Origin of the sequence: Agrobacterium burrii, from assembly GCF_017313405.1 — a bacterium.
GTDB lineage: Bacteria > Pseudomonadota > Alphaproteobacteria > Rhizobiales > Rhizobiaceae > Agrobacterium > Agrobacterium burrii.
The window spans coordinates 150606-174748 of record NZ_JAFLNA010000005.1; the positions used below are offsets into that span (position 1 = coordinate 150606).

At 57.2% G+C, this 24143-nt stretch carries 26 protein-coding genes and 1 tRNA gene; 13 read left to right on the plus strand and 14 right to left on the minus strand.

All coding sequences use genetic code 11. The annotated features are described in order from the left end of the window. Positions 1-14 precede the first annotated feature (14 nt). From JZX89_RS11535 to pncB, 5 genes are all read left to right on the plus strand, one after another. A complete protein-coding gene (locus JZX89_RS11535; RefSeq protein ID WP_207134117.1) occupies positions 15-1121 on the plus strand; it encodes a DUF475 domain-containing protein in 1107 nt (368 codons plus the stop codon). A 367-nt stretch (positions 1122-1488) separates the two neighbouring features. After that, positions 1489-1833: a MarR family transcriptional regulator gene (locus JZX89_RS11540; protein WP_207134118.1), complete on the plus strand. Its 345-nt coding sequence runs from the start codon at positions 1489-1491 to the stop codon at positions 1831-1833. Between the two features lie 17 nt (positions 1834-1850). Then, a complete protein-coding gene (locus tag JZX89_RS11545) occupies positions 1851-2702 on the plus strand; it encodes a C40 family peptidase (RefSeq protein WP_207134119.1) in 852 nt (283 codons plus the stop codon). Positions 2703-2797: 95 nt separating this feature from the next. Beyond that, positions 2798-3157 carry a hypothetical protein gene (locus JZX89_RS11550; protein WP_207134120.1) on the plus strand — a complete coding sequence of 120 codons (360 nt, stop codon included), beginning with the start codon at positions 2798-2800 and terminating at the stop codon, positions 3155-3157. Positions 3158-3357: 200 nt separating this feature from the next. Further along, positions 3358-4662: a nicotinate phosphoribosyltransferase gene (gene pncB, locus JZX89_RS11555; protein WP_046799208.1), complete on the plus strand. Its 1305-nt coding sequence runs from the start codon at positions 3358-3360 to the stop codon at positions 4660-4662. Positions 4663-4706: 44 nt separating this feature from the next. Here pncB and JZX89_RS11560 read toward each other — a convergent pair whose 3' ends face one another. Next, positions 4707-6101 (minus strand): leucyl aminopeptidase family protein, encoded by a 1395-nt coding sequence (locus tag JZX89_RS11560; protein WP_174374091.1) that lies wholly within the window; start codon positions 6099-6101, stop codon positions 4707-4709. Between the two features lie 241 nt (positions 6102-6342). Between JZX89_RS11560 and JZX89_RS11565 the strand changes: the two genes are divergently transcribed. Next, positions 6343-7167: a tetratricopeptide repeat protein gene (locus tag JZX89_RS11565; protein WP_246746692.1), complete on the plus strand. Its 825-nt coding sequence runs from the start codon at positions 6343-6345 to the stop codon at positions 7165-7167. A 96-nt stretch (positions 7168-7263) separates the two neighbouring features. Here JZX89_RS11565 and JZX89_RS11570 read toward each other — a convergent pair whose 3' ends face one another. The 9 genes from JZX89_RS11570 to JZX89_RS11610 form a co-directional block, all read right to left on the minus strand. Then, a complete protein-coding gene (locus JZX89_RS11570) occupies positions 7264-8253 on the minus strand; it encodes a type II secretion system F family protein (protein ID WP_153515270.1) in 990 nt (329 codons plus the stop codon). Between the two features lie 10 nt (positions 8254-8263). Further along, positions 8264-9259, minus strand: a complete 996-nt coding sequence (locus JZX89_RS11575) for a type II secretion system F family protein (protein WP_207134121.1) — start codon at positions 9257-9259, stop codon at positions 8264-8266. A 15-nt stretch (positions 9260-9274) separates the two neighbouring features. Further along, the gene (locus tag JZX89_RS11580) at positions 9275-10747 is read right to left on the minus strand and encodes a TadA family conjugal transfer-associated ATPase (RefSeq protein WP_207134122.1); all 1473 of its coding nucleotides are present in this window, start codon (positions 10745-10747) and stop codon (positions 9275-9277) included. A 33-nt stretch (positions 10748-10780) separates the two neighbouring features. Beyond that, entirely contained in the window at positions 10781-12064 is a 1284-nt protein-coding gene (locus tag JZX89_RS11585; RefSeq protein ID WP_174374093.1) for a CpaE/TadZ family protein, read from the minus strand. 34 nt (positions 12065-12098) lie between these two features. Further along, entirely contained in the window at positions 12099-12779 is a 681-nt protein-coding gene (locus tag JZX89_RS11590) for a CpaD family pilus assembly protein (protein WP_207134123.1), read from the minus strand. A gap of 56 nt (positions 12780-12835) precedes the next feature. Continuing rightward, the gene (locus JZX89_RS11595) at positions 12836-14419 is read right to left on the minus strand and encodes a type II and III secretion system protein family protein (protein WP_207134124.1); all 1584 of its coding nucleotides are present in this window, start codon (positions 14417-14419) and stop codon (positions 12836-12838) included. After that, positions 14416-15222 (minus strand): Flp pilus assembly protein CpaB, encoded by an 807-nt coding sequence (gene cpaB / locus JZX89_RS11600; protein WP_052820178.1) that lies wholly within the window; start codon positions 15220-15222, stop codon positions 14416-14418. Before cpaB ends, JZX89_RS11595 begins: the two co-directional genes overlap by 4 nt. Before the next feature lie 125 nt (positions 15223-15347). Further along, entirely contained in the window at positions 15348-15860 is a 513-nt protein-coding gene (locus tag JZX89_RS11605; RefSeq protein ID WP_207134125.1) for an A24 family peptidase, read from the minus strand. A 115-nt stretch (positions 15861-15975) separates the two neighbouring features. Continuing rightward, positions 15976-16164, minus strand: coding sequence for a Flp family type IVb pilin (locus tag JZX89_RS11610; protein WP_046799218.1), 189 nt, complete (start codon positions 16162-16164; stop codon positions 15976-15978). A gap of 461 nt (positions 16165-16625) precedes the next feature. Here JZX89_RS11610 and JZX89_RS11615 point away from each other — a divergent pair, with 461 nt between their 5' ends. Continuing rightward, positions 16626-16988 (plus strand): pilus assembly protein N-terminal domain-containing protein, encoded by a 363-nt coding sequence (locus JZX89_RS11615; RefSeq protein ID WP_153515366.1) that lies wholly within the window; start codon positions 16626-16628, stop codon positions 16986-16988. Positions 16989-17227: 239 nt separating this feature from the next. Here JZX89_RS11615 and JZX89_RS11620 read toward each other — a convergent pair. Next, a tRNA-Leu gene (locus tag JZX89_RS11620) sits at positions 17228-17314 on the minus strand. Positions 17315-17434: 120 nt separating this feature from the next. Next, entirely contained in the window at positions 17435-17740 is a 306-nt protein-coding gene (locus JZX89_RS11625) for an Rdx family protein (RefSeq protein WP_149898312.1), read from the minus strand. A gap of 133 nt (positions 17741-17873) precedes the next feature. Here JZX89_RS11625 and JZX89_RS11630 point away from each other — a divergent pair, with 133 nt between their 5' ends. The 4 genes from JZX89_RS11630 to JZX89_RS11645 all read left to right on the plus strand — a co-directional run bounded on the left by JZX89_RS11630 (position 17874) and on the right by JZX89_RS11645 (position 20714). Further along, entirely contained in the window at positions 17874-18323 is a 450-nt protein-coding gene (locus JZX89_RS11630; protein ID WP_149898313.1) for a DoxX family protein, read from the plus strand. A gap of 135 nt (positions 18324-18458) precedes the next feature. After that, positions 18459-19157 (plus strand): type 1 glutamine amidotransferase, encoded by a 699-nt coding sequence (locus tag JZX89_RS11635; RefSeq protein ID WP_207134126.1) that lies wholly within the window; start codon positions 18459-18461, stop codon positions 19155-19157. 83 nt (positions 19158-19240) lie between these two features. Next, complete coding sequence (locus JZX89_RS11640; protein WP_153515264.1) at positions 19241-19429, plus strand: YegP family protein; 189 nt, start codon at positions 19241-19243, stop codon at positions 19427-19429. A gap of 178 nt (positions 19430-19607) precedes the next feature. Continuing rightward, on the plus strand, positions 19608-20714 hold the full coding sequence (locus JZX89_RS11645; RefSeq protein WP_153515263.1) for a glycoside hydrolase family 25 protein: 1107 nt from the start codon (positions 19608-19610) through the stop codon (positions 20712-20714). A gap of 12 nt (positions 20715-20726) precedes the next feature. On the opposite strand, the gene JZX89_RS11650 is transcribed toward JZX89_RS11645, so the two are convergent. Continuing rightward, positions 20727-21602 (minus strand): DMT family transporter, encoded by an 876-nt coding sequence (locus JZX89_RS11650; RefSeq protein WP_207134127.1) that lies wholly within the window; start codon positions 21600-21602, stop codon positions 20727-20729. A 104-nt stretch (positions 21603-21706) separates the two neighbouring features. On the opposite strand from JZX89_RS11650, the gene JZX89_RS11655 reads away from it, so the two are divergent. Continuing rightward, entirely contained in the window at positions 21707-23149 is a 1443-nt protein-coding gene (locus JZX89_RS11655) for an aminotransferase-like domain-containing protein (protein WP_369809546.1), read from the plus strand. Positions 23150-23220: 71 nt separating this feature from the next. Then, on the plus strand, positions 23221-23538 hold the full coding sequence (locus tag JZX89_RS11660; protein ID WP_207134128.1) for a hypothetical protein: 318 nt from the start codon (positions 23221-23223) through the stop codon (positions 23536-23538). A 78-nt stretch (positions 23539-23616) separates the two neighbouring features. On the opposite strand, the gene JZX89_RS11665 is transcribed toward JZX89_RS11660, so the two are convergent. Further along, a complete protein-coding gene (locus tag JZX89_RS11665; RefSeq protein WP_149898317.1) occupies positions 23617-24075 on the minus strand; it encodes an Rrf2 family transcriptional regulator in 459 nt (152 codons plus the stop codon). Positions 24076-24143: the final 68 nt, after the last annotated feature.

The window sequence follows — 24143 nt, forward strand, 5'->3', positions numbered from 1 at the left end:
GGAGGCGACCGGACATGAGCACCGCCCAGAAAACCACGCTTTCCTACTTCAAGTGGGCTTTTATCGTCACCATCGTCGGTTTGATCCTCGGCGGTTATCTCGGCTGGGAAATGACCGGAACGGTCAGTGGCACAGCGACGATCTTTTTCATCTGCGCGGTGCTTGCCGTGCTGGAAATTTCGCTGTCCTTCGACAATGCCATCGTTAATGCCAATAAGCTCAAGGATATGACGCCGGTCTGGCAGCACCGCTTCCTGACCTGGGGTATCCTGATTGCCGTTTTCGGCATGCGTATCGTCTTCCCGCTGCTGATCGTGGTCGTTGCCGCCAATGTCGGCCCCTGGACGGCAATCGTCATGGCGGCGACGCAGCCGGAACGTTATGCGGAAATCATGCGTGACGCCCACCTGCCGATTGCGGCGTTTGGCGGCACCTTCCTGATGATGGTCGGTCTCAACTTCTTCTTCGACCATGAAAAGGACGTGCACTGGGTGCGTTGGATCGAGGAAAAGGCTGCGACCTATTCCTCCGTCAAGGGTATCGAAATCGCCTTCGTGCTGGTCGTCATGCTGGTCTTCTCCCGCATCATCGGCGCCAGTGACAATCCGGAACTCGGTCCGGTCGCGGCCAACACCTTCTTCCATTCGGCGGTTTGGGGTCTCTTGACCTTCCTCCTGGTGGAAGTCGTCGGCGGTATTCTCGACCGTAGCCAGGAAGTGCTGCAAGGGGCTGCAAAAGGTGGCTTCGGTGCGTTTCTTTATCTCGAAGTGCTCGATGCCAGCTTCTCCTTTGATGGCGTGATCGGTGCTTTCGCACTGACCCAGAACCTGTTCATCATCGCCATCGGCCTTGGTATCGGCGCCATGTATGTGCGCTCGATGACAATCATGCTGGTTGAGAAGGGAACGCTTGCCGAATACCGCTATCTGGAACACGGCGCTTTTTACGCGATCCTTATCCTGTCGGTCATCATGTATGTGCAGACCATGTTCCATATACCGGAGGTCATTACCGGCCTTGGTGGTGCGACCCTGATCGGCATTTCGCTCTGGTCGTCGATCCGGCATAACCGGCAGCAAGGTGCCAATGCCGCTGATGCGGCCCGTGGGGCGGAAATCTGATCCCGAACGATCCTTGCCTTCCGCTGTTGCGGCGGAAGGCAGTTTTTAAGCACTGAATTCCTGTTTGCCTATTTTTATTGCAAATTGTCGTTTGCAGAAAATCTAGCCATGGCACCACTATTGCACGGCAAGTGGTTGTTTTTTCTCGTATTTGTGCGCCGCAATAAAACTGGCACGCTTCCTGCTTCTCTTGCTTTAAGTCCAGAGGGGACGTTGGAAGCCCGAAAAACGGGTCCAAAACACCGCCGCGCTGTTCGACCTGTCAGGTCCACAACAGCGCGGCGGTTTTGTTTGTGGCCGTATGGTTCTTGAGTTTTGCCTTCCGTTGCAGGAAAACGATAGGACAACGACTGGAAGGTTGACCGGCTTGCCTGCAGAACTTTCGCCCACGGAGGCCCTGGGGCTTTGGCATCGCCTCTCCATGGCGCAGGTCAAAGCCGATGCGCCGGATTTGACCTTGCGTCAGACCGCCATTCTGCTGCAGATTTATCTTGTGCCGCCGCCGCACACCGTTCGCGGTCTCGCAGCAATGCTGGGCGTGTCCAAGCCGGTCATCACCCGCGCACTTGATAGTCTCGGTGCGCTGGGGCTGGTCGACAGGGTGCGCGATGAGCGGGACAGACGCAATGTTGTGATAAAACGCACCGTCACAGGTGCGCTCTATCTGGAAAAATTCGGCGATCTGATTATTGATCAGGCGCGTAAGATCTAACTCTGGACGTGAAACCCATGATGCTCGACCGCCGCCTGAATGTCTTCCGCTCTGACCTCGCCGATGAAAAACTGCAAGGTGCGGTTCAGGCCGACCGCTTTGTCAGCGGCTCGCCCGCGCAGATCGCGTTGCCGGTCGTTGGCCTGCGGCCGACGCCAGACCTTGCCTCCGGTATCGACACGGAGCTTTTGTTTGGCGAAACCGTCCGTGTTTTCGATAGAGCGAACGGTTGGGCATGGGTGCAGGCGGATGCCGATGGTTACGCCGGTTACGTGCCAGAAAACGCTATCGGCGATGTCGTTGCCGCCACCCATCGTATCATCGCGCCGCGCACCTTTCTCTATCCTGCCGCTGAACTGCGCAAGCCGCCGGTCGTGGCCCTTTCCATGGGCAGCCTTATTCGCATCGTCGGTGAGGCGGAGACACGCGGCACCCGCTATCTGATGACGGAAAAAGGCGAGGGCATCATCGCCGCCCATTGCCGGGCAGTCGGTGATGCTCTTGAAGAGGATTATGTGGCGGTAGCGCTGCGCTTTATCGAGACGCCCTATCTCTGGGGCGGCCGCTCCGGCTTCGGCATCGATTGTTCCGGCCTCGTGCAGCTTTCCATGGCAATGACGGGACGACGCGTTTTGCGCGATACCGACATGCAGGTAAAATCGCTCGGCGTGGAAATAGAGCGCGACGAATTGCGACGCGGCGATCTGGTCTTCTGGAAGGGTCATGTCGGCCTCATGGAAAACGAAGAAACGCTGTTACACGCCAATGGCCATACGATGAATGTCGCACGCGAAAATCTCGATGCGGCCGTTGAGCGTATCGGCTGGCTTTATGAAAAGCCGACGGCTTTTCGGCGTCTGGAAGGCTGAGAAAGCCGTTTTCACGAAATCGTGCCCGCCCCGCCCTTTGTAGGAAGGCCGTCAACGGCCTACATCGGATGAAGGATGGTACGGGATCGGCATCGATGAAGACAAAAACGGCGACAAAATTGGCAGCGTTTCTGATGGCGGTTCTATTGAGCGCCTCGGTGCAGGCGCAGACCGTTTTCCAGAATGGCTTTGCCCCCGCACCCGATGCCTATGCGAACCTGCCCGGTGTCAAAGACCCACGCACGCTGCAGCCCAAGGTCCGTTATACCTGCCACAGCGAACTTGGAAGAACCGGATATTCCCGCGGCGCCTACCGCGATGTTTTCGGCAGCCGGGGACTTCCCGTTCAGGGTTATCGCTGCACGGATGAAAACGGCATTTCCAGCTTCGGTGGCAGAAATCCGGTCTCGAAGGACTGGTATCCCGGCATCAATCCCGTCGACCCGACCTTCTGAGGCAAAGGGATTGAGCGCCTCTGCTCGAAAAGTGCGGTACGCTTTTCGAAAAATCCGATGCGCGAGCAAAACTAAGGCCCTCTGCCGTCGGTGCTCTGGACTTGTTGTCGCTTTTTCAGATAAGTCTTTGCCATGACAGGTTGAGACCTGCCGAGGTACGGGGTGACGTCGGGTCTCGGCCGATGTTGGGGAATGCGAGCATGACGAAGACCGATATAGCCACCCGTGTCCACAATCACACCTGGAAGCTCGATCCGATCGTCCGCAGCCTGATCGATACGGATTTCTACAAGCTATTGATGTTGCAGATGATCTGGAAACTCTATCCGGAAGTCGACGCGACATTTTCCTTGATCAACCGCACAAAGACGGTGCGGCTGGCCGAAGAGATCGATGAGATGGAACTGCGCGAGCAGCTCGATCACGCGCGCACCCTGCGTCTCTCCAAGAAGGAAAATATCTGGCTCGCGGGTAACTCCTTTTACGGTCGTTCGCAGATTTTCGAGCCGGAATTCCTCTCCTGGCTTTCGAGCTATCAATTGCCGGAATATGAGCTTTTCAAGCGTGACGGGCAGTATGAGCTGAACTTCCATGGCCGCTGGATGGATACGACGCTCTGGGAAATTCCGGCGCTGGCGATCATCAATGAACTACGCTCACGCAGCGCCATGCGCTCACTCGGTTATTTCACGCTGGATGTCCTTTATGCCCGCGCAAAGGCCAAGATGTGGGAAAAGGTCGAACGGCTGCGGGAACTGCCGGGCCTGCGCATTTCCGATTTCGGCACCCGCCGTCGCCACAGCTTCCTGTGGCAACGCTGGTGCGTCGAGGCGCTGAAGGAAGGCATTGGACCGGCTTTCACGGGTACGAGCAATGTCCTGCTCGCCATGGATTCCGATCTCGAAGCCGTGGGTACCAACGCGCATGAATTGCCGATGGTCGTTGCAGCACTTGCCCAGACGAACGAGGAACTGGCCGCCGCCCCCTATCAGGTTCTGAAGGACTGGAACCGGCTTTATGGCGGCAACCTGCTGATCGTGTTGCCTGATGCCTTCGGTACGGCAGCGTTCCTGCGCAATGCGCCGGAATGGGTGGCTGACTGGACTGGTTTCCGTCCAGACAGCGCGCCGCCGATCGAAGGCGGTGAAAAGATCATCGAGTGGTGGCAGAAGATGGGCCGCGATCCGCGCAAGAAGATGCTGATCTTCTCTGACGGTCTCGACGTCAACGCCATTATTGACACCTACCGGCATTTCGAAGGCCGGGTGCGCATGAGTTTCGGCTGGGGCACCAATCTGACCAATGATTTTGCCGGCTGCGCACCGAAGACCATCGCCAGCCTCAAGCCGATCTCGATTGTCTGCAAGGTCAGCGACGCCAATGGCCGGCCGGCGGTGAAGCTTTCGGATAATCCGCAAAAGGCGACGGGCGAACCGGCCGAAGTGGAGCGTTACCTGAAGTTCTTCGGCGAGGAAGACCACAAGGAACAGAAGGTTCTGGTTTAATCGAGACTGGGCGCTCCGGTTAACGAAGCGCCCGTGGAAGCAAATTACTTCGCGAATTGATGGGCGATGTAATGGAAGAGTGCCCGGATACCCTGCGCCTCGCCGCCGATCGACGAGTGATGCCTCTCGCTCAACGACCAGCCGTAAATATCGAAATGCGCCCAGCGCTTGGTATTGGTCACGAAACGCTTGAGAAACAGGGCTGCGGTGATCGAACCGGCCATGCCGCCTGACGGCGCGTTGGTGATGTCGGCTGCGCGCGAGCGGATATCCTTGTCATATCCCATATAGAGCGGCATCCGCCACAGCGGGTCGTCGATATCGATGCTGGCTTCCGCGATGTCATGGGCCAGGTCTTCGTCATCGGTATAGAAAGGCGGCAAATCCGGGCCGAGAGCAACACGTGCGGCACCCGTCAGCGTCGCCATGTCGATCATCAGGTCTGGCGCGTCTTCATCGGCATAGGCTAGAGCATCCGCTAGAACGAGACGTCCCTCCGCATCGGTGTTGTCGATCTGCACCGTCAGTCCTTTGCGGCTTTTGTAGATGTCGCCGGGGCGGAAGGCATTGGAAGAGATGGAGTTTTCGACGGCTGGTACAAGCACACGAAGATCGACCGGCAGCTTCGCATCCATGATCATAAGTGCAAGGCCGAGAACATTGGCCGCTCCGCCCATATCCTTCTTCATCAAAGCCATGGAGGCAGCGGGTTTGATATCGAGACCGCCGGTATCAAAGCAGACACCCTTGCCGACGAGGGTAAGACGCGGATTGCCCTTCTTGCCCCAGTTCATCTCAAGGAGGCGCGGCGCGCTTTCGCTGGCGCGGCCAACGGCGTGGATCAGCGGGAAGTTTTCCTTCAATAGATCGTCGCCGGTGGTGACGCTGACCTTTGCCTTATAGTGAGCGGCAAGGGCACGGAAGGCGATTTCAAGCTCATCCGGTCCCATGTCATTGGCTGGTATATTGATGAGATCGCGCGCAAGGAAAACGCCGGCCAGAATGCGCTTGATCTCACCGTCTTCCGCATCCTGCGGAATGAGAAGCTTTGCCCCATTGGTCTTGTTGGTTCTGTATTTGTCGAAGCGATAGCTGCCGAGGCCGAAGCCGAGCGCCAGGCGGTTGGCGGTCAAGGGCGCGGTTTCGATGTGCCATTCGCCTTCCGGCAGTTCACGAGCGAGTTTCCCGGTAATGAAGGGAATTTCGGATGGATTGCCGCCAAGCCCAAGAAGCGCGCCACCCAGAGAACCGTCGGCGGAAGGCACGAGCAGGATGGCGCCTGCTTCTGCCTTGAATCCCGCCTTTTTTGCCCAGTCCAGAGCGACAGGGTCGATGGCGCCCTGTTCGATGTGGGCTGGCGTGACGGCGAAAACCGGCAAGGTGTTGCCGGCTTTTGAACTGAAAGGGGTGGGGCGTTCGATGAACTGATAGGGCGCCATTGTATGCTTCCGTTGGTGCATCGGCCCGAAAATCGGAATGACTTTCGACAGGAACGATGCGCAGTTTCAAAGTGCCGGAGCGGCCTTTTGCGTCCCCTCGGACGCGGCGCTCCAGTGTCGTGAATCGGTGCGATTAACGCTCTGTTAGGGTTAACAGATTATTGCTTTAGTGAAAGTTGCGTCATGTGAGTCTGTCGTATGTCGGGCGCAAGATCGATCATTTTTGGGCGGGGGCGCTGCCATGACTGCTTTTTCTTTGGGCGAAACAGGCCGGACCGGGTTGCTGCGGGGAACGTGTCTGGTAGCGCTGGTATTGGCCGTTTCCGGATGTGCGAGCACCAACAAGCCTGATCGCATGTCGACCGGCTCAATTCCCACGGCCACGCGTTCCTACGACCATTTGAACATGGACCAGCTGCGGCAGGCGGAAGAGACCGCCGGCAAAGCCTATGAACGCAGCCCCAAGGACAGGTCGGTTGGCATGAACTATGCCAGCGTTCTGATGATGACGGGCAAGAACACGCAGGCGCTTGCCGTCATGCAGCAGATCGCCATCGCCAACCCGGCGGATCGCGATGTACTTGCTGCCTATGGCAAGGCGCAGGCGGCTGCCGGCCAGCTGGAGCAGGCGTTGTCGACCATACAGCGGGCGCAGACCCCCGACCGACCCGATTGGCGCCTTTATTCCGCCGAAGGCGCGGTGCTTGACCAACTGGGCCGCTCGAACGAGGCCCGCTCGAGATACCGTCAGGCGCTAGATCTCAAGCCGAACGATCCAAGCGTGCTTTCGAACCTCGGCATGTCCTATGTGCTGTCGAGCGATCCCCGCACCGCCGAGACATATCTGCAATCCGCCATCTCGCAGCCCGGCGCCGATAGCCGCGTTCGCCAGAACCTCGCGCTTGTTGTGGGTCTTCAGGGACGTTTCGCCGAAGCCGAGCGTATCGCGGTTCAGGAGCTTTCCCCCCAGCAGGCGCAGGCAAATCTCACCTATCTGCGTGCGATGCTATCGCAGCAGAATTCCTGGCAGCAGCTAGCGAAAAAAGACGCAAAGCCTGCAGGCTGATAAGGCTTTCAGCTATGGCCGCCGGAATGAGCGGGCCTGCGATCTTGCCAGCAGGGATCGGAATATACCGCCGCGCAAAATGCCGGCGGTTTTTCTTTATTTGAATGTATCCATAACCCGGATGATGGCCGGCCCGAGAATGACGGCGATGAGCACCGGCAGGAAGAATATGATCATCGGCACGGTCAGTTTCGGTGGCAGCGCGGCGGCTTTCTTTTCGGCCTCGTTCATGCGCTCGTCACGGCCTTCCTGCGCCAGAACGCGCAGCGCCTGAGCCAGCGGCGTGCCATAGCGCTCCGCCTGGATAAGCGCCTGCACCACGCTTTTGACACCATCCAGTTGTGTGCGCATACCGAAATTCTCAAGCGCAATGCGCCTGTCCTGAAGGAAGGAGAGCTCCGCTGTCGTCAGCATCATTTCCTCCGCCAGTTCAGGTGACTGCTCGCCCACTTCTTCCGCAACACGGCGCATCGCGGCTTCCATCGAGACACCGGATTCTATGCAGATCAGCATCAAATCCAGCGCATCCGGCCACGCACGCTTGATCGACCCCTGCCGCTTTGTCATGGCGTTGGAAACGTAGATATTCGGCGCGTAAAACCCGATATAACCGAAAAGCAGAACCGCCATCAGCCTGACGACAAAGGCCTTGTCCGCAAGGTTTCCCAGAATGAAAACCCAGGTAACGGCGATGGCAAGAAAGGCGAATGGCAGGACGAACCGCGCGGCGAGAAATGTGTTGAGCGCATTCTGTGAACGAAAACCCGCTGCACGCAGCTTGTTCATCGTATTCGCGTCCGCAAGTGCTTCCTGGAGATTGAACCTTTCGACAATGCGGCGTGCGGATTTGTTGTTGTTGCCGCGCAACGAGGTTTTTCCATCTCTGGAGGTCGTTGCGAGGCGCTCGCGTTCGCGGCTGCGGATAACATCGCGTTCCGTCGACACCGCTTTCATGCGCTTGTTGAAGTCCTTGCGCTCGAAGAACGGCATGATGAGGGTGTAGAGGGTGGCAAAAACCGCAAGCGTGACCAGAATGGCAATGATCGTTTGCGGATCCGTCAGGCGGGAAACGAGATTTCCTGTCATGGCCCCGCCCTCAAATATCGAAATTGATCATTTGGCGCATGATGAAAATGCCAATCAGCATCCAGATGCCGGATGCTCCGAGAATGATGTGCCCGCGCAAATCGGTGAAAAGTACAGACAGGTAATCGGGCGACGTGAAGTGCACCAGCGTCATGACGATGAAAGGCAGCGCCCCAATGATGACCGCCGAGGCTTTCGCCTCCATTGAGAGGGCATTCACCTTGGCGCGCATCTTCTTGCGGTCACGCAGGACTTTGGAAAGATTGGACAGCGCTTCGGAAAGGTTGCCGCCCGCCTGTGCCTGAATGGTGATGACGGTGCCGAAGAAGCTGACCTCGAACAGCGGCATGGTCAGCATCATGCGTTCGATTGCCTGCGGAATGCTAATACCGACCTGTTGTGCGTCGACGACCCGCTGAAATTCCGTTTTCACCGGCTCTTGGCCATCCGATGCGATCAATCGCACGGCGTCGTTCAACGGAAGTCCGGATTTGATCGACCGGCACATGACGTCCAGCGAATTGGGGAATTCCTCCAGGAATTTCTTCTGCCGCCGCTTGAGAAGAAACCCCAATACCCATCGTGGCAGGCCCAATCCCGCGACCACTGCTATAAGCAGAGCGATAAGCGGCGACAGACCATAGAGAATTGCGACGAAACCAGAGGCAACCGCCGCACCTGCGCTCAGAAGGTAGAACTGGCGGATCGAAAGCTGCAGGCCGGCCTGAACCAGTTTGTCGCGCAAACCGACATTCTTTGCCTTTTCACTCTGTTTTTTTTCCATTTCCCGCAGGCTGTCCTGCATGGATTTACGGCGTTTGCCGAGTTCCTGGACACGGTCGCGTGCGGCTTTGATATTGGCGTGATCCGTTTCGGCGGCCTTGACCCGCTTGAAACGGCTGGTGGTCTTTTTTTCGACCTCTATCTGCTGAAAAAGGAAGGCATAAGCCAGCGCTCCTGCCGAAATGGCGACAAGCACGGCCAATAACAGGATTGTAGAGTCCATGGCAGTCGCTTTCCCTTAGGCTGTCTTTTCCATTTCATCGAGCGCGGCCGCAAGACGTTTCTCTTCGCCGTAGTAGCGTGCGCGATCCCAGAAATGCGGTTTGCTGATGCCCGTCGAAACATGTCTGCCGATCAGCTTGCCCTGCGCATCTTCGCCTTCGATTTCATATCGCATCAGATCCTGGGTAACGATGACATCGCCTTCCATGCCAATCACTTCGGTGATCTGCGTTATCCGGCGGGAGCCATCACGCAGGCGCGCAGCCTGAACGACGATATCGATCGATCCGGAGATAATTTCGCGCACCGTCTTAGCCGGCAGGGTAAAGCCGCCCATGGCGATCATCGACTCGATACGGCTGAGGCATTCGCGCGGCGTGTTGGCGTGGAGCGTCCCCATCGAGCCGTCGTGACCGGTATTCATGGCCTGAAGCAGGTCGAAAACCTCAGGTCCGCGCACTTCGCCGACGATGATGCGTTCTGGACGCATACGAAGGCAGTTCTTGACCAGATCGCGCATCGTGATCTCGCCTTCACCTTCGATGTTCGGCGGGCGTGTTTCCAGCCTCACCACATGCGGCTGCTGCAATTGCAGTTCAGCCGTGTCCTCACAGGTGATGACACGTTCGTCCCTGTCGATGAAACTTGTCAGGCAGTTGAGCAGCGTGGTCTTGCCGGAGCCGGTGCCCCCGGAGATAACGATATTGCAGCGGACGCGTCCGATGATCTTGAGCAAGGTCGCGCCCTCGGGCGTGATAGCGCCAAAACGCACCAGCTGGTCGAGCGTCAACTTGTCCTTCTTGAATTTTCGGATCGTCAGCGCCGGCCCGTCGATGGCGAGCGGTGGCGCGATGACGTTGACGCGCGATCCGTCCGGCAGGCGGGCGTCGCATATCGGGCTCGATTCGTCCACGCGTCGGCCGACCTGGCTGACGATACGCTGGCAGATGGACAACAGCTGACCATTGTCACGAAAGCGGATGTCGGATTCGATGGTCTTGCCGCCGACTTCGATGAAGGTCTGGCCGGATCCGTTGACCATGATATCGGCAATATCGTCGCGGGCGAGAAGCGGCTCCAGCGGGCCGTAACCGAGAACGTCATTGCAGATATCTTCGAGCAGTTCTTCCTGCTCGGCAATCGACATGGCGAAATTCTTGATCGTGATGATATCGTTGACGATATCGCGAATTTCTTCGCGAGCGCTCTCCGCGTCGAGCTTGGCGAGCTGCGAAAGGTCGATCGTATCGATGAGCGCGGAGAAAACCTGGCTCTTGGTATTGTAATAATCTTCCGTGCGGGCACGTTTTTTCTGCGGCGATTGCGGTGCCGCGTTGACCTGTCGCGCTGCGGGCGACTGGCCGGGCTCCAGCGTGTCGATCGCAAGAGGCCGAGTTTCGGCCGCCACCGCCGCCTGCATGGGTACAGCTGCGGCCAGATCCGGCTTTGTGCTTCTGGCTGGGCCTTCAGACCCGCGTTTTCCGAACATCGGCGTTTCCGTCTAAAGGCGCAGAGGCAAACCCTATTTGCGCTTGAGAATATTCTTGAGTTTGTCCAGGCCGCCGCGTCTGCTTTTGCGCAGCACGGTGCGGCCCGTAATCGTATGGGCGATCTGTGAGAAGGTTTCCGCGATTTGGGATTTTTCATCCATCTCGCTGATCATGCGTCCGCTGTTGGCGGCATTGCCGAACAGCTGGGTATCGAATGGTATGATTGCGATGGGCTCGATTCCCAGCGGCTCAAAGAAGTCCGTCGGGGCGATCTCCGGGCGCTTTGGCACACCCACCTGATTGAGAATGAGGTGTGGTAACTTGTCGTTGGGCCGCAGTTTTAGCAGTGCGTCGAACAGGTTCTTCGTGTTGCGCAGATTTGCAAGATCCGGAACGGCCGTAATCACCACCTCGTCGGCTTCCGCAAGGACTGCACGCGTCCAATCGCACCATTGGTGGGGAAGGTCGAGGACTGCAACTGGGGCACTACGCTGTAGAACCTCGAGTATAGGCAGAAAAGCCTGACGATCGAGATCATAGGTCCTGTCGAGAAGCGACGGCGCCGCCAGGAGCGACAGATGGTCGGAACATTTCGTCAAAAGGCGGTCGAGAAACACCTCGTCCAGCCTCTCCGGCGAAAACACGGCTTCCGCCATGCCTTGGGCAGGGTCCTGATCGAAATCGATATTGGCCGTGCCATAGGCTAGATCCATATCCGCCAGAATTGTTTCCGTAGCGAACAGCGTGGAAATGCCGAAGGCGCAATTATGCGCGATCGTTGACGAGCCAACCCCGCCTTTGGCGCCGATGAAGGCGATGTTGCGGCCGAGCGGTTCCGCCTCCGGATCGACGAAGATCGTCGCGATCGAGGCAAGCAGATCGGCCATGGTGACCGGGGCGACAAGATATTCAGAAATACCGTTACGGATGAGATCGCGATAAAGCGTTATGTCATTGTGTCGGCCGATGATGATGACACGGGTGGTGGGGTCACAAACTTCCGCCAGGGGGGCGAGATCATCCAGCAGCGAAGCGGGTGCGCTTGCCGTCTCCAGAATGATGAGGTTGGGTGTGGGTGAGGCGGAAAACATCGTGGCTGCCGCGTTGATATCCCCCTTGGTCACCCGAAGGGTCACCTTGCTCATGCGCCTGTCACCGGACAATGCGTCCATGACGCCTTGCATATTGTCGCTGACACAGAAGGCATGGACGGAAATGCGGGGCAGGGGCCGCAGGCGATCCATATCGCCGGCGCGAACGGGCGCTTCGGCGTCAGTGCCGCTGTTTGACTTGATATCGTATTCTACAGCGCTCATCGTCTATCCTGCCGTAACAAATGTTGGAACCGCATCAGTCCGTCGTCGCCGTCGTGCTCTTGCCGCGGTAGGCGTCAATGACCACCGCGCGGCGCTCGGCATCGATCGGACTCATGCCCCGCGGGCCGACCAGATCCATGGGATTGGCAATCTGCGCGGCGAGATTACTCTGCGAAGCGCATCCGAAATTGTACCAGTTCTTGTTGGCAAAGGTGTTGTCCGAAAGGTCTTCGGGCCACTGGCCACATTGCCCGGTCATGGCGGTGACGGCGACATAACTCAGACGGATGGGCGCGGCGTCGCCATTCGGGGATGCCGCATAACGCGTTTCCATGATCTTGCCCGAGGGTACGCCAGCGCCGGAAAGCGTAGAGCGGATCTGCTTCGCCATTCTTGAGGCCGCCGCCGAATTAGCCGATCCCGACGGTGTCTGAATATTGATGATACCGGTCGACATGGAGGCATAATTCTGGGCGAAACCACGGACGTTATCCGCCACTGCGGTGGTCAGCCGGTTGTCGCCCGCCGAAACCGGAATATCCAGCGAATGCTCCGCTTCCGACAGGGTGATCGGATGGCGAGTGCGATAATCATCGGGAATGGCATTGGTCGTCAGCGGATCGCGGGCGCAGCCTTGCAGCAGGCCGGCGGCGAGCGCAACCATGGAGACGAGACCGGCCCGTCTGAGGGAAGAAGAGGGGGTTATTTCCGGCATGACGTTTCCTGCCCTGACCGGGCTTGCTCTGAAGAGGAGGTTTCTCGCGCGTGTCGTCATTTGTAGATGAACCCCACTGATCCCTGATAGGGCGCTGCCTGGACCTGGTCTTTTCGGCCATAGACCTTGTTGACGCGGTTCATGAAATACATGGCGGCATCGTTTTCCGGGTTGAAGTTGTCATCCGGCCGGGCAATCTGGTTGCGCGCAACAGGCCGCACCAGATAAGGCGTGGCGATGATGACAAGCTCCGTTTCGTTGCGGATAAAGTCCTTGCTGCGGAAAAGCGTGCCGAAAATCGGGATTTTCGACATGCCCGGAAGTCCGGACATGGCCTGACGGACATTGTCCTGAACAAGACCCGCGATAACGATCGATCCGCCGGACGGAAGTTCGACGGTTGTGGAGGTTTCGCGCTTGCGGACCGACATATAGGTCGAGCCGGGAATGTTCCGCCCATAGTTGCCGGTTACCACGTTGCCTTCATAGGTCGGCTCGGAGACATTGGTCTCAATTTTGAGACTTATTCTTCCCGGTGAAAGCACCACGGGTTTGAAATTCAGGGTGATGCCGTAGTCGACCGTTTCCGTTTCGCGGGTGATGGTCGGAGTATTTGTATCCTTGTCGAGCGTAACTTCCTGGGTTCCGGCGATCCGGAAATCTCCCCCCACATAGAACTTGGCCTGTTCACCGGAAATGGCGGTGAGACTAGGTTCCGCAAGGGTACGCACGACACCGGCCTGCTCCATGGCATTGAGATAGCTGGCAAAGTTCAGCGAACCGGAACCAATCGAACCGCTGGCTATTTTAGAGGCAGTGCTAATTGCATTCCCAAGATTGGACGGATTTGAGAACTCAAAGCCATTGTTGCTTGTCGAGCTGCCAATGGAGCCATTGAAGCCGAGCTGTTTCAACACCTGCCGGCTGACTTCGGCGACAGTCACCTTCAGTGTTACCTGATCTTCGCCCTCGATCGTCAACATGTTGACGATTTGCGATAATTGGCGTCGTTCCGCAAAAATTGCCGCATCGCCGCCATTGTCACCGCCTGTGAGCGAGATATTGCGGGTGGTGGCTTCCCCGCCCTTCAGAAACGCGTCGGCAAGCTGTACGGCGCGCGCAGAGTCCTGAGGGGTGCGCACAGACCCGGTAAGGACGATGTTGTCCGAAACGATTTCCACCTTGATATCCGACTCGGGAATAAAACGGCGGATATTCGCCTCAAGACCGGAGATGTCGCGCTCTACTTCAAGATCGAGGCTGACGATTTCGCGACCGCCCTCACCGAAAATGAAAATATTGGTCTGTCCCACCGTTTTTCCGAAGAGGTAAATACGGCGCGAAGTGCGTGTTACGGCATCGGCAAGGCTTGGGTCCGCAACGAGAATGTCGTGGGCATCCTCAGGTAGATCAATGACCAGCGCCTTGTTGAGGCCGAGCTTCAGGCGTTTGCGAATGCCTGTTCCGCTCTCGGTAATCCGCACGATACTTGCACTTTGTGCCGCAGCTTCGCCAAGGCGCAGAAATTCAGGCGAATGCGGGCCTGGAATGCCTGAAAAAGCCACGCAGAATGCAAGTCCGCCCAGCATCGATGAACGCAGGTGTTTTTTAACACGCCTTGCCATGAACCCCCCGGTCATTGTGATGCTCCTTGACTGCCCTTGACGATTGACCCGGACTTGATCACCTGAATTTCCGGCTGACCGGAGCCGCCGTTGAGAAGGTAGCCCGCTGAAAGCGTATCGTTTTCCTGCGCGTCGGCGATCGAGCGCAATGCAAGAGTGAGGCGATCCGCCATCTGCTGCGCCACCGTTATGATTTTTGCCTGTTCTGGGGTCAGTTCCAGAGTTGCAGTCGCACCGACGACGGCGGAGATGCCGTCCTCGCCTTCCTTGATCTGTTGGTCGATTGCGAGAACCCGGACATTGTTCAAAACGTTCTCGGTGAGGAAATTGCCGTTGTCGCCCTTGCGAACCATGATGACATCGACCCGGTCATTCGGCAGCACGAAACCGCCGGCGCCGGTGGAGACGGAAATTTCCGTGGCGACCGCGCGTTTTCCAGCCGGCAGAAGCGAAGACATGATGCGGGTGCTGGAATCGACGACTTTTTCCGGCCGTACCGGTTCACCCTCGAACAGGGGCAACCGCACGACAGCGCCGGTCAGTTCGGTGATCGCATTCGGGTTTTTTGTTTCAGTTATGAAATTATCGACGACATTGCCCTGCGGCCATGGTGTCCAGCGCATTGAACTATCGTTCAGGCGGCTACCGACTGGCAAGTTGACGGAGGAAACGAGAACATTGACTGTCGGCTCCTTCTGGATAATCGTCTCCGCTTTTTCGATGACCTGCTTTGCGCCGGAAATCTGCATGGCGACGAGACCGGCAAGACCGGCAGCGACCAGGGCAACGGATAGAATGACGATACGCGACGGTTTCATGCTCGATCCTTGAGGGAATCAGGTTGTTCTCCCCTCAGGATGGCGCGTGATTGGTATAATTATGGTTAATATTATGCTTGGATTTGTGGTTAATGGGCCTTTAATCCGTGAACACTGTAGCTCGTTCAGGAAAGACTGGCGATGGCGGCTTTTACAAGCGGCGCTTCACCGTAGGTCAGAAGGCCGGCAATGGCGATGCCGATGCCATAAGGGATTTTTTTTGCCACCAGCAGGGAATCCGGAATGGGAATGCCGATCGCCATGATTTCCTGCGAGCGTGATCGCAAAAGCAGGATACCAATTGTCAACACGCCACCGATGATGGTCACTGCGAGCAGAAACTCTATCAGCGAGGAGTTGAATCCGTACCAGACTGTCGCGGCGGTCAGCAATTTTGCATCTCCGCCGCCCATTGAGTTAGCTGCGAAAAGTGCAAAGCAGGCTAAAAATACTGCAGCGGCGGCTGCAATGCTCATTGCGAAAGCCTGCAAATCCATACCCGTAAATGGTGCAACTACTACGAAGGAAAACAGCAATATAAGCGGTATTCTGTTTGGTATGGTCATGCTGAATAGATCATTCAGCGCAGCAAACGCGAGGCACAAAGGCAAAGTCAGAAAAATTGCTGCTACGACCATTGGATCAATTCCGCAAAGGGTTTCCCTGCATGGGTGGCAACCAGTGCGATGAGGATGCCAACAATACTAAGACGGCCACCCCTTGGAGTGGCCATCAAAAGACGTCTTGCAGCTATTACAGCCCCGAGTTGGTTTTGGCGTCCGTCATTTTCGCACCAATGTTAACGAAAAGCGCCTTGATTTGGGTGCCGACGGTCGTGGCACCACCAACGATTGCAACGGAAATAAGCGCGGCGATCAGGCCATATTCAATTGCCGTGGCGCCGGATTCGTCCTTGAGGAAACGAGCGAAAATCTTGGTCATGAGTATCTCCTAACTCTTGTTTGGTTCAGCACGCCGACAACTGTTTTCCGTTGTTCGGTTGCGTTCAAACTACATCCGAGCGATTTCCAAGCACTTAAAAAAAAGGCTTAATCTAAAGTAAACGACATGATGAGTTTCTCTTGGTAAACAAAGATAAAAAGTACTGCCCGTATTTTTATATTTGCTGATAAACAAATATATTCCGCTGCGAGGGAATTCCCATTTTTGGAAAGCTACTCCCCCAATGGAACATATATGCCCAATTTTGATGCAGACCGGTTGGGGCGAAAAATGACTTCAACTGTGCATGGTTACTGCCCACATCGTGTACTCTCGCCATTTAACGCTTCATTCACTAAAACCGCGCATTCTGCGACGCAGTGAAGTGCGGGTTATGAACAAGGGCCAAAAGCGTGTCATCCGGAAAACTGGCGAAAATTGTGGTCGGCTTGTCCGTCATTATGGGAGGCTCGTCGCAATCTGTTTTCGCCCAGGAAGACATATTGCGCGTTTCGATGAACCACGCCCGTGTTCTTCGTCTCGATCGTCCCGTCAGCAAGGTTATTGTTGGGAATTCGAAAGTTGCCGATGCCACGGTCGCCGATGCCACGACCATTGTGCTGACCGGCCGCAGTTTCGGAACGACAAATCTCGTGCTTCTTGATGCCGACGGCAATCCGATCGTCGATGAGCGCATTCTCGTCTCCATCGATGAAGGCAATACGGTTCGCGTTTTCCGCCAGACGGAACGAACCGTGCTTTCCTGTACGCCGAATTGCGAACAGCACTCGCAAAACAGTGGCGACAAAGACTCCCAGCCGTAAACTCGGCGAGGCCAAACGAGCTTTCAAATATAATGAATTTGCATGAAGGAACGGCAGGCATTTTGTCGACGTGACAAATGTTGCGTTCCCGCAGGCGGCAATCGTTTTTTTTTGGGAAATAGGAGCCAGAAGTTAATCAGATCGAAAAAACACAACATGCGCCCCTGCGTTTCGCGGGAGGCCTGCATGTTGCTGTTTTTTCGTCTAAGTCATTGATCTGGCTAAGATCAAAAAAGGAATGGTGCCCAGAAGAGGACTCGAACCTCCACACCCTTTCGAGTACCAGCACCTGAAGCTGGCGCGTCTACCAATTCCGCCATCTGGGCGACGGAGAGCGATGTACGAGGGCAGCCGCCCGGTGTCAACAGACTTTTTGAACTTTTATGACGATCATTGATTTTAAAGGGAAAAAACTTGGTTATAGGCTGTTGAAACATGTCGCCGGGTCAGGTGTCGAGTCCGTCATGCTTCGTTCTGTCCACATGGCCGAGGTCGCGGTCGGGATCGATGATATCGCGGATTCTCTGTTTGAGCTCTTTTGGGCCGGGAAAACCGCCATCGCGCTTGCGTTCCCATATGATGGCTCCGTCCACAGTGATCTCAAACAGGCCACCGGTTGAGGGAATGAGGCTGACTTCGCCGATATCGGAAGCGAAGGTTTGCAAAATCTCCTGTGCCATCCAGCCCGCGCGCAGCAGCCAGTTGCATTGCGTGCAATAGCGAATGGTTATGTGAGGCTTGGTGTCGCTAATGGTTACGTCTCCTTCAAGGTCCGGTCACGATAATGTCAACTATAACACTCATGTTTTTACCCGGCGCGTTCTTGTTCTTATCACGGAGCTTTGCGAACAGATAAGCCATCGAAGGCTGAAACGTGGAGATCCTATGGCCCAGTTCGACAATAACCGTCAGCGTCTTTTCGTTCCTGCTGTCGCACCGCTTTACAATTCGACGCATGATCTGGTGGAGACCATTCTGCGCGTCGCGGCGGGTGTTCTTCTTGTCACCCATGGTTTCGGCAAGATCGCCAACCCTTTTGGGGCGGTCGGCATGGTAGAAAGCCTTGGCTTTTATCCAGGCGTGTTCTGGTCGCCGCTTCTGGCCGCCACAGAGTTTTTCGGCGGCATTCTGGTGGCGATCGGTCTCTTCACGCGGCCTGCGTCCTTCGCGGCGATGATCGTCCTTTTGGTGACGGTCTATTTTCACGGCATCGTAAAGGCGGAGGGTCTGGGCGGTGCAGAAAAGTCGATCCTCTGGGCTGCAATCTTCCTGTTTTTCGCCGTTCGTGGCGGCAATCGGCATTCCGTCGACGCAAAACTGTCTCGGGAATTTTAAGGATTACCGGCGGGGCTTGCCTGACATCGCCCCGCCGTTGTTTCATGCCTCTTGAAAATCCGTTTTTCTCGTGGTGAAGCTTGGATTTGATCGGCAACTGCGCCGATTGGGTTTCCGCCATCATCAAGAGGCTGCATGCGCGTTGTAATTATCGAAAACATGGCGGGCACACCGCACGGACAACTCGGCGTCGCACTGGAAGAGGCGGGCGCGGAAACGCACATCATCCGCGCCTATGCGGGTGAGCCTCTTCCCGTCAGTGCCGGTGAGCATGATGCGCTCATCGTTCTGGGCGGTGAGCAGAATGCTCTTGATGACGCGCTTTACCCCTATCTTCCAGACCTTGCGCTTTTGATGAAAGCCTTTGGCGATGCCGACAAGGCCGTGATGGGTGTGTGCCTTGGCAGCCAGCTGCTGGCGCGCGCCTATGGGGGAGAAAATATTCTCGCCGGCCCACCTGAATTCGGCTGGGAAGATGTATCGCTGACCGAAGACGGTGCGTCCGATCCTTTATTGGCGGGGCTGGATGAAATATTCCCGATTTTTCAGTGGCATCGCGATACGTTTACGCTTCCGCCGGGCGCGATACGGCTGGCAACCAATGAAGCGACGCAAAATCAGGCCTTCCGTATAGGTCGGGCGGTCTATGGCACCCAGTTCCATTTCGAAGCATCCACCGCCGTAGTGGACAGCTGGTGCAAGGCCTTCCCCGCGTCGGTCGAAAAAATGGCGCCCGGCTGGCTGGAAAAATACAGCGACCATCGCGGCGCGCGCGCAGATATGGCTGACGCAGCCGGTCTGGAAATTGCACGCGCCTGGGTGGGGCTCATTTAAGCGGATTATTTTCGTTGTTAACGTGACCTAGGCGATCAAGGTTGCGATCGTTTCACCATCATCACCAAGGAGATGTGAAGAACATGTACAAATTTGAGATTTATCAGGACAAGGCCGGCGAATATCGCTTCCGCTTCAAGGCATCCAACGGTGAAACGATGTTTTCTTCGGAAGGATACAAGGCCAAGGCCTCGGCGGTTCATGCGATCGAGTCGATCAAGAAAAACTCCCCCGGTGCCGATACCGTTGATTTGAGCACCATGACGGCCTGATCCTCGCCGCCATGTGAGAACTCGAAGCATTTGGCCTGCCAGAAATGACAGGCGCATTGGCAGGTGCCGGCGTAAAGATAAGATTCAGTCTTTTTTGATAATCTTCCGTTAGCAATTGTATTTCGAGGTCTCCGGGCGGCGTTTGAGTGCCCCCGATTTGTTTTGCGTACGGGTTCTCATGCGATCATCGGCTGTGCCAGCACTTTTCTTCGGTTGCCTTTTGTTAGGTGGCTGCACCAGTTCCGGGCCGGAAAGCCTGGTGGCTGGCTTGCCTTCGAAGGAGACGACGAGTTCGGTCACGCCGTCGGCACCCGTGCCGCAGGCAAGTGTCGGCACGCAGGCCATCACCGCCCAGCCACGGCAGGAAGTGTTGGCATGGGGCGGGCCGGTGCCTGAAGAGCCCAAAGCCTTTTCCGCCGTCACGCCAAAAGCATCCCTGCTTCAGAATGCGCCCGAAATTGGCTTGCCAGCACAGTCACAGGCGGGAATGGTGCGGCCGGCGGAGCGCCCGATGGTTCGCGAAATGGAGCGTCCGGTGCAATTGGCCATGGCAGCCGCCCCGGCAGCAGGCGCTGGCGCACAAATCCGCTCGCGTATTTTCCGCTCCAGTTTCAGCGATGCCAAGCCAATCAATTTCGGCCGCGTTCAGCCGCGCCATTTTCAGGTTCACGGCGTGGATGTATCCCGCTGGCAGGCAAATATAAATTGGCCGCAGCTGCGCACTCGCGGCGCCAATTTCGCCTTCATCAAGGCGACGGATGGCGGTGATCATCTTGACCCGATGTTCCGCACCAACTGGCAGCGTGCGAAAGAAGCAGGCATCCGCCGCGGCGCCTACCACTTCTTTTATTGGTGCCGCTCGGCCAGCGAGCAGGCGGACTGGTTCATTCGCAACGTGCCGCGTGATCCCGATGCGCTGCCACCTGTCATCGACGTGGAATATAACGGCGAGTCGAGCTGCAAGATGCGCCATTCCCGTGAGCGCGTGCTGGAAAAGATGCGCGTCTTCATGACCAAGCTTGAGCGCCATTATGGACAGCGGCCGATCATTTATACGGCGCCTGATTTTTATAAGGACAATCTCACCGGCGAATTCCAGGATTATCCATTCTGGCTGCGCGCCGTCGCCCAGCATCCATCCGTGGTCTATCCCGGTCGTAAGTGGCTGTTCTGGCAATATTCCGGCTCCGGCCTGTCGCATGGTGTCGATGGCCGTATCGATCTCAATGTCTTCAACGGCAGCGAAGACGCATGGCATCGCTGGATCGACCGCCGTTCAAGCTGATCCGGGCGGGCGTCAGCGCGCGAATTTTCTGGCACCCGCAACGCAAAGCACCACGACAAGCGTAACTCCGATCATGGCAGGGCTCACCTCCTCATGCAGCAGGGTTGCTGCAAGCACCAGCCCGAAGAACGGCTGCAGCAATTGCAACTGACCCACAGCGGCAATACCGCCGAGCGCCAGTCCGCGATACCAGAAGATGAAGCCGATCAGCATGCTGAACAGCGACACATAGGCAAGGCCGCCCCAGGCCTGCGGATCGATTCCGGCAAGTGTTTCCGGTCCGGTGAAAAAGGCAAGCGGCAGCATCACCGGCAGCGAGAGAACGAGTGCCCAGGAGATGACCTGCCAGCCGCCCAGCTTACGCGACAGAGCGGCGCCCTCGGCATAACCCAGCCCGCAAACGATGATCGCGCCCAGCATCAGGAGATCGCCGGCAAGCGAAGCCCCAACTCCGGCTGAAAGCGAGTTCGACAGTGAAAAACCTGCCACGAGAGCACTGCCCAGGCAGGAAAACAGCCAGAAGGCGGGGCGGGGACGTTCACCACCGCGCAACACGGCGAAGACTGCGGTTGCGAGCGGCAATAGCCCGACGAAGACGATGGAATGCGCTGATGTCACGTGCCGCAGTGCCAGCGCCGTCAAAAGCGGAAACCCCACCACCACACCGAACGAGACGATGAAAAGCGATGTCATATCGTTACGTGCCGGGCGTTTTTGCTGGAACAGCAACAGCAGGGCAAGCGCCAGAATGCCGGCAATGCTGGCCCGGGCAACAGTCAGGAACACCGGATCGAAATCCGTCACTGCAAGACGCGTGGCCGGCAGCGAACCGCTGAATATCACTACGCCGATAAGGCCGTTCAGCCAGCCGCTTGTCGTCTTGTCCATTGTCATCTCCTGCATTTTGTTTTTCTTGATCCGGAACGGCTGGCAGGAACAGCAACAGTCGTATACAATTTGAAGAAACTGTTATGGTTGATGGCCCAGTACGGATGGAGAGCGATTTGAACGAGCAGGTTGTTCCCGTCACGCGCATGGGGCCCGGAACACGCATAGAAAAGGTGATGGCGAGCATCCGCCAGCGCATCGCCTCACGCAGCCTCGTGCCGGGCGCACGTTTGCCTTCGGTGCGGGCGCTGGCAAAGACGATGCAGGTTTCCACCTCCACCGTTGTCGAGGCCTATGACCGTCTGGTGGCGGATGGCACGATAGGTTCGCGTCCGGGCTCCGGGTTTTTCGTGGCCGGTCCGCTTGCACCCCTGTCGCTCGCTGATATCGAGCCGCGGCTCGATAGGGCGGTGGATCCCTTGTGGGTGTCCCGGCAGGCGCTGGATGAGGCCTCGGTCCTTGCCAAGCCCGGTTGCGGCTGGCTTCCTGCATCTTGGATGCCGGAAGAAGCACTGCGACGGGCGATGCGGGGGCTTGCCCGTGCGGATACTGCCCTGCTGACGGACTATGCGAGCCCCATGGGGCTGCTGCAACTTCGCCAGCTTCTGTCGCGCAGGCTTGCCGAACATGGGGTACAGGCGGGCGCCGGCCAGATCATGCTCACCGATTCCGGTACGCAGGCGATCGATCTTCTCTGCCGTTTCCTGCTGCAGCCGGGGGATGCGGTGATTGTCGACGATCCCTGTTATTTCAATTTCCATGCGCTGCTGCGCGCACACCGCGTCCGGGTCATCGGCGTGCCTTACACTCCAACCGGGCCGGACCTGCCGCTGTTCGAGCAGGCGCTGAAAGAATACCAGCCTCGTCTTTATATTACCAATTCCGCGATCCATAATCCGACAAGCGCCAGACTTTCCGCCGTTACCGCCCATCGGCTGCTGATGCTGGCTGAACAGGCGGGACTGACCATCATCGAGGATGATATTTTTGCCGATTTCGAAACACAGGCGGCACCACGGCTGGCTGCTTTCGATGGTCTCAACCGTGTTATCCAGATCGGCAGCTTTTCAAAAACCCTGTCCGCTTCCGTGCGGTGCGGTTTCATCGCGGCACCTCTGGCATGGGTGGAAGCACTGACCGACCTCAAGATCGCCACCGCTTTCGGTGGAGCGCATTTTTCTGCGGCGCTGGTGCTGTCGCTTTTGACGGATGGCAGTTATCGCAAGCATGTCGACGCGCTTCGACTGCGTCTTGCGGCGGTAATGCCGGACGCGGCGGCACGTCTGAAGTCGATTGGCTGTGTGCCCTGGATCGAGCCGCAGGCGGGCATGTTTTTATGGTGCCGCCTGCCGGACGGAGTGGATGCGGGCGATGTGGCGCGCCGCGCGCTTGCGCAGCAGGTGGTGCTGGCACCCGGCAATGTCTTCAGCTCCTCGCAGAATGCATCCAGTTTCATGCGTTTCAACGTATCGCAAATGGGCAGCCCGCAGACGATGATGGTGCTGGCGGATGCGTTCCGGGAGGCGGCCGATCACCGCCCGTCCTGAAGGCTTAGGGATGAATCGGAACAAAATCGCGTGAACGCCGTTTTCTCCGCAGAGTGAAGAGGAGAAATACCATGACATTCGATCCCAACAACCCGCGCCCGGACCGTGATCTTCGTCCGGAACTGAATATCAGCAATGAACCGCGTGCCCGCACGTCATCGTCCTGGGTACCGTGGCTGGCGATCATCGTCGTCGTCCTGGTGGGCGTTTTCGCGTGGTCGCAGATGAGCGGCCCGACCACCGATCCGGCCACGACATCGTCCACCACGCCGCCCGCGGCCACGGATCAGGCACCGGCACCGATGACACCGACCGCCCCGGCAACGCCGCCGACAAACAACACGGCCCCGGCAAGCCCGAATACGGGTGGCACTCAGACCCAGCCGTAATGGGCTGACTGACATGAGAAAACCGTCTGCCTTCGGGCAGGCGGTTTTTTCGTGGATGCAATCTGCGTCTTTTTGCCCTTAAAGCTGTTCCATCGCGGCGGGGTTATTGGACACTCTTGACCAGCGGGCGATCGATTCTTCCGCCAGCGCCGCAAGCGTTATGCTTCCAAAACGCGACAGGAGAATGGTTTCCGCCTCGTTCATGGCATCGAAAAGGGCTGCATTGACGGCCTGTTCGATAACGCAGTTCGGATTGTCGCCCGCCAGCCCGATGGAAAACAGCTCCGGTGCGCCGAGCGCCCGGTAAATATCAAGCAGCGTGATCTCGCTGAGCGGCCGCGCCAGAACCCACCCGCCGCCATGGCCTTTTTCCGATGAGACATAACCATGCTCCCGCAGGCCCGCCATGGTTCTGCGCACCACCACAGGATTGGTCTGCAGCATGGCCGCGATGCTTTCAGAGGTGGCCGCTCTCTCGTGTTTTTCCATATGGATCAGAATATGCAGCACCCTTGAAAGGCGCGTGTCGTGTCTCATTGCGCAAGCCCATTTGTTTTTCGCAACGCTATCAGTTTCGAATTGACGTAACAATATAAGTTGCGTGA

Excerpts from the sequence above, each read along its gene's own strand:
- JZX89_RS11535 (WP_207134117.1), top strand. The coding sequence starts at position 15 with ATGAGCACCGCCCAGAAAACCACGCTTTCCTACTTCAAGTGGGCTTTT.
- JZX89_RS11545 (WP_207134119.1), top strand. The coding sequence starts at position 1,851 with ATGATGCTCGACCGCCGCCTGAATGTCTTCCGCTCTGACCTCGCCGAT.
- JZX89_RS11550 (WP_207134120.1), top strand. The coding sequence starts at position 2,798 with ATGAAGACAAAAACGGCGACAAAATTGGCAGCGTTTCTGATGGCGGTT.
- pncB (WP_046799208.1), top strand. The coding sequence starts at position 3,358 with ATGACGAAGACCGATATAGCCACCCGTGTCCACAATCACACCTGGAAG.
- JZX89_RS11560 (WP_174374091.1), bottom strand. The coding sequence starts at position 6,101 with ATGGCGCCCTATCAGTTCATCGAACGCCCCACCCCTTTCAGTTCAAAA.
- JZX89_RS11565 (WP_246746692.1), top strand. The coding sequence starts at position 6,343 with ATGACTGCTTTTTCTTTGGGCGAAACAGGCCGGACCGGGTTGCTGCGG.
- JZX89_RS11570 (WP_153515270.1), bottom strand. The coding sequence starts at position 8,253 with ATGACAGGAAATCTCGTTTCCCGCCTGACGGATCCGCAAACGATCATT.
- JZX89_RS11575 (WP_207134121.1), bottom strand. The coding sequence starts at position 9,259 with ATGGACTCTACAATCCTGTTATTGGCCGTGCTTGTCGCCATTTCGGCA.
- JZX89_RS11580 (WP_207134122.1), bottom strand. The coding sequence starts at position 10,747 with ATGTTCGGAAAACGCGGGTCTGAAGGCCCAGCCAGAAGCACAAAGCCG.
- JZX89_RS11585 (WP_174374093.1), bottom strand. The coding sequence starts at position 12,064 with ATGAGCGCTGTAGAATACGATATCAAGTCAAACAGCGGCACTGACGCC.
- JZX89_RS11590 (WP_207134123.1), bottom strand. The coding sequence starts at position 12,779 with ATGCCGGAAATAACCCCCTCTTCTTCCCTCAGACGGGCCGGTCTCGTC.
- JZX89_RS11595 (WP_207134124.1), bottom strand. The coding sequence starts at position 14,419 with ATGACCGGGGGGTTCATGGCAAGGCGTGTTAAAAAACACCTGCGTTCA.
- cpaB (WP_052820178.1), bottom strand. The coding sequence starts at position 15,222 with ATGAAACCGTCGCGTATCGTCATTCTATCCGTTGCCCTGGTCGCTGCC.
- JZX89_RS11605 (WP_207134125.1), bottom strand. The coding sequence starts at position 15,860 with ATGGTCGTAGCAGCAATTTTTCTGACTTTGCCTTTGTGCCTCGCGTTT.
- JZX89_RS11610 (WP_046799218.1), bottom strand. The coding sequence starts at position 16,164 with ATGACCAAGATTTTCGCTCGTTTCCTCAAGGACGAATCCGGCGCCACG.
- JZX89_RS11615 (WP_153515366.1), top strand. The coding sequence starts at position 16,626 with ATGGGAGGCTCGTCGCAATCTGTTTTCGCCCAGGAAGACATATTGCGC.
- JZX89_RS11630 (WP_149898313.1), top strand. The coding sequence starts at position 17,874 with ATGGCCCAGTTCGACAATAACCGTCAGCGTCTTTTCGTTCCTGCTGTC.
- JZX89_RS11635 (WP_207134126.1), top strand. The coding sequence starts at position 18,459 with ATGCGCGTTGTAATTATCGAAAACATGGCGGGCACACCGCACGGACAA.
- JZX89_RS11640 (WP_153515264.1), top strand. The coding sequence starts at position 19,241 with ATGTACAAATTTGAGATTTATCAGGACAAGGCCGGCGAATATCGCTTC.
- JZX89_RS11645 (WP_153515263.1), top strand. The coding sequence starts at position 19,608 with ATGCGATCATCGGCTGTGCCAGCACTTTTCTTCGGTTGCCTTTTGTTA.
- JZX89_RS11650 (WP_207134127.1), bottom strand. The coding sequence starts at position 21,602 with ATGGACAAGACGACAAGCGGCTGGCTGAACGGCCTTATCGGCGTAGTG.
- JZX89_RS11655 (WP_369809546.1), top strand. The coding sequence starts at position 21,707 with ATGGAGAGCGATTTGAACGAGCAGGTTGTTCCCGTCACGCGCATGGGG.
- JZX89_RS11660 (WP_207134128.1), top strand. The coding sequence starts at position 23,221 with ATGACATTCGATCCCAACAACCCGCGCCCGGACCGTGATCTTCGTCCG.
- JZX89_RS11665 (WP_149898317.1), bottom strand. The coding sequence starts at position 24,075 with ATGAGACACGACACGCGCCTTTCAAGGGTGCTGCATATTCTGATCCAT.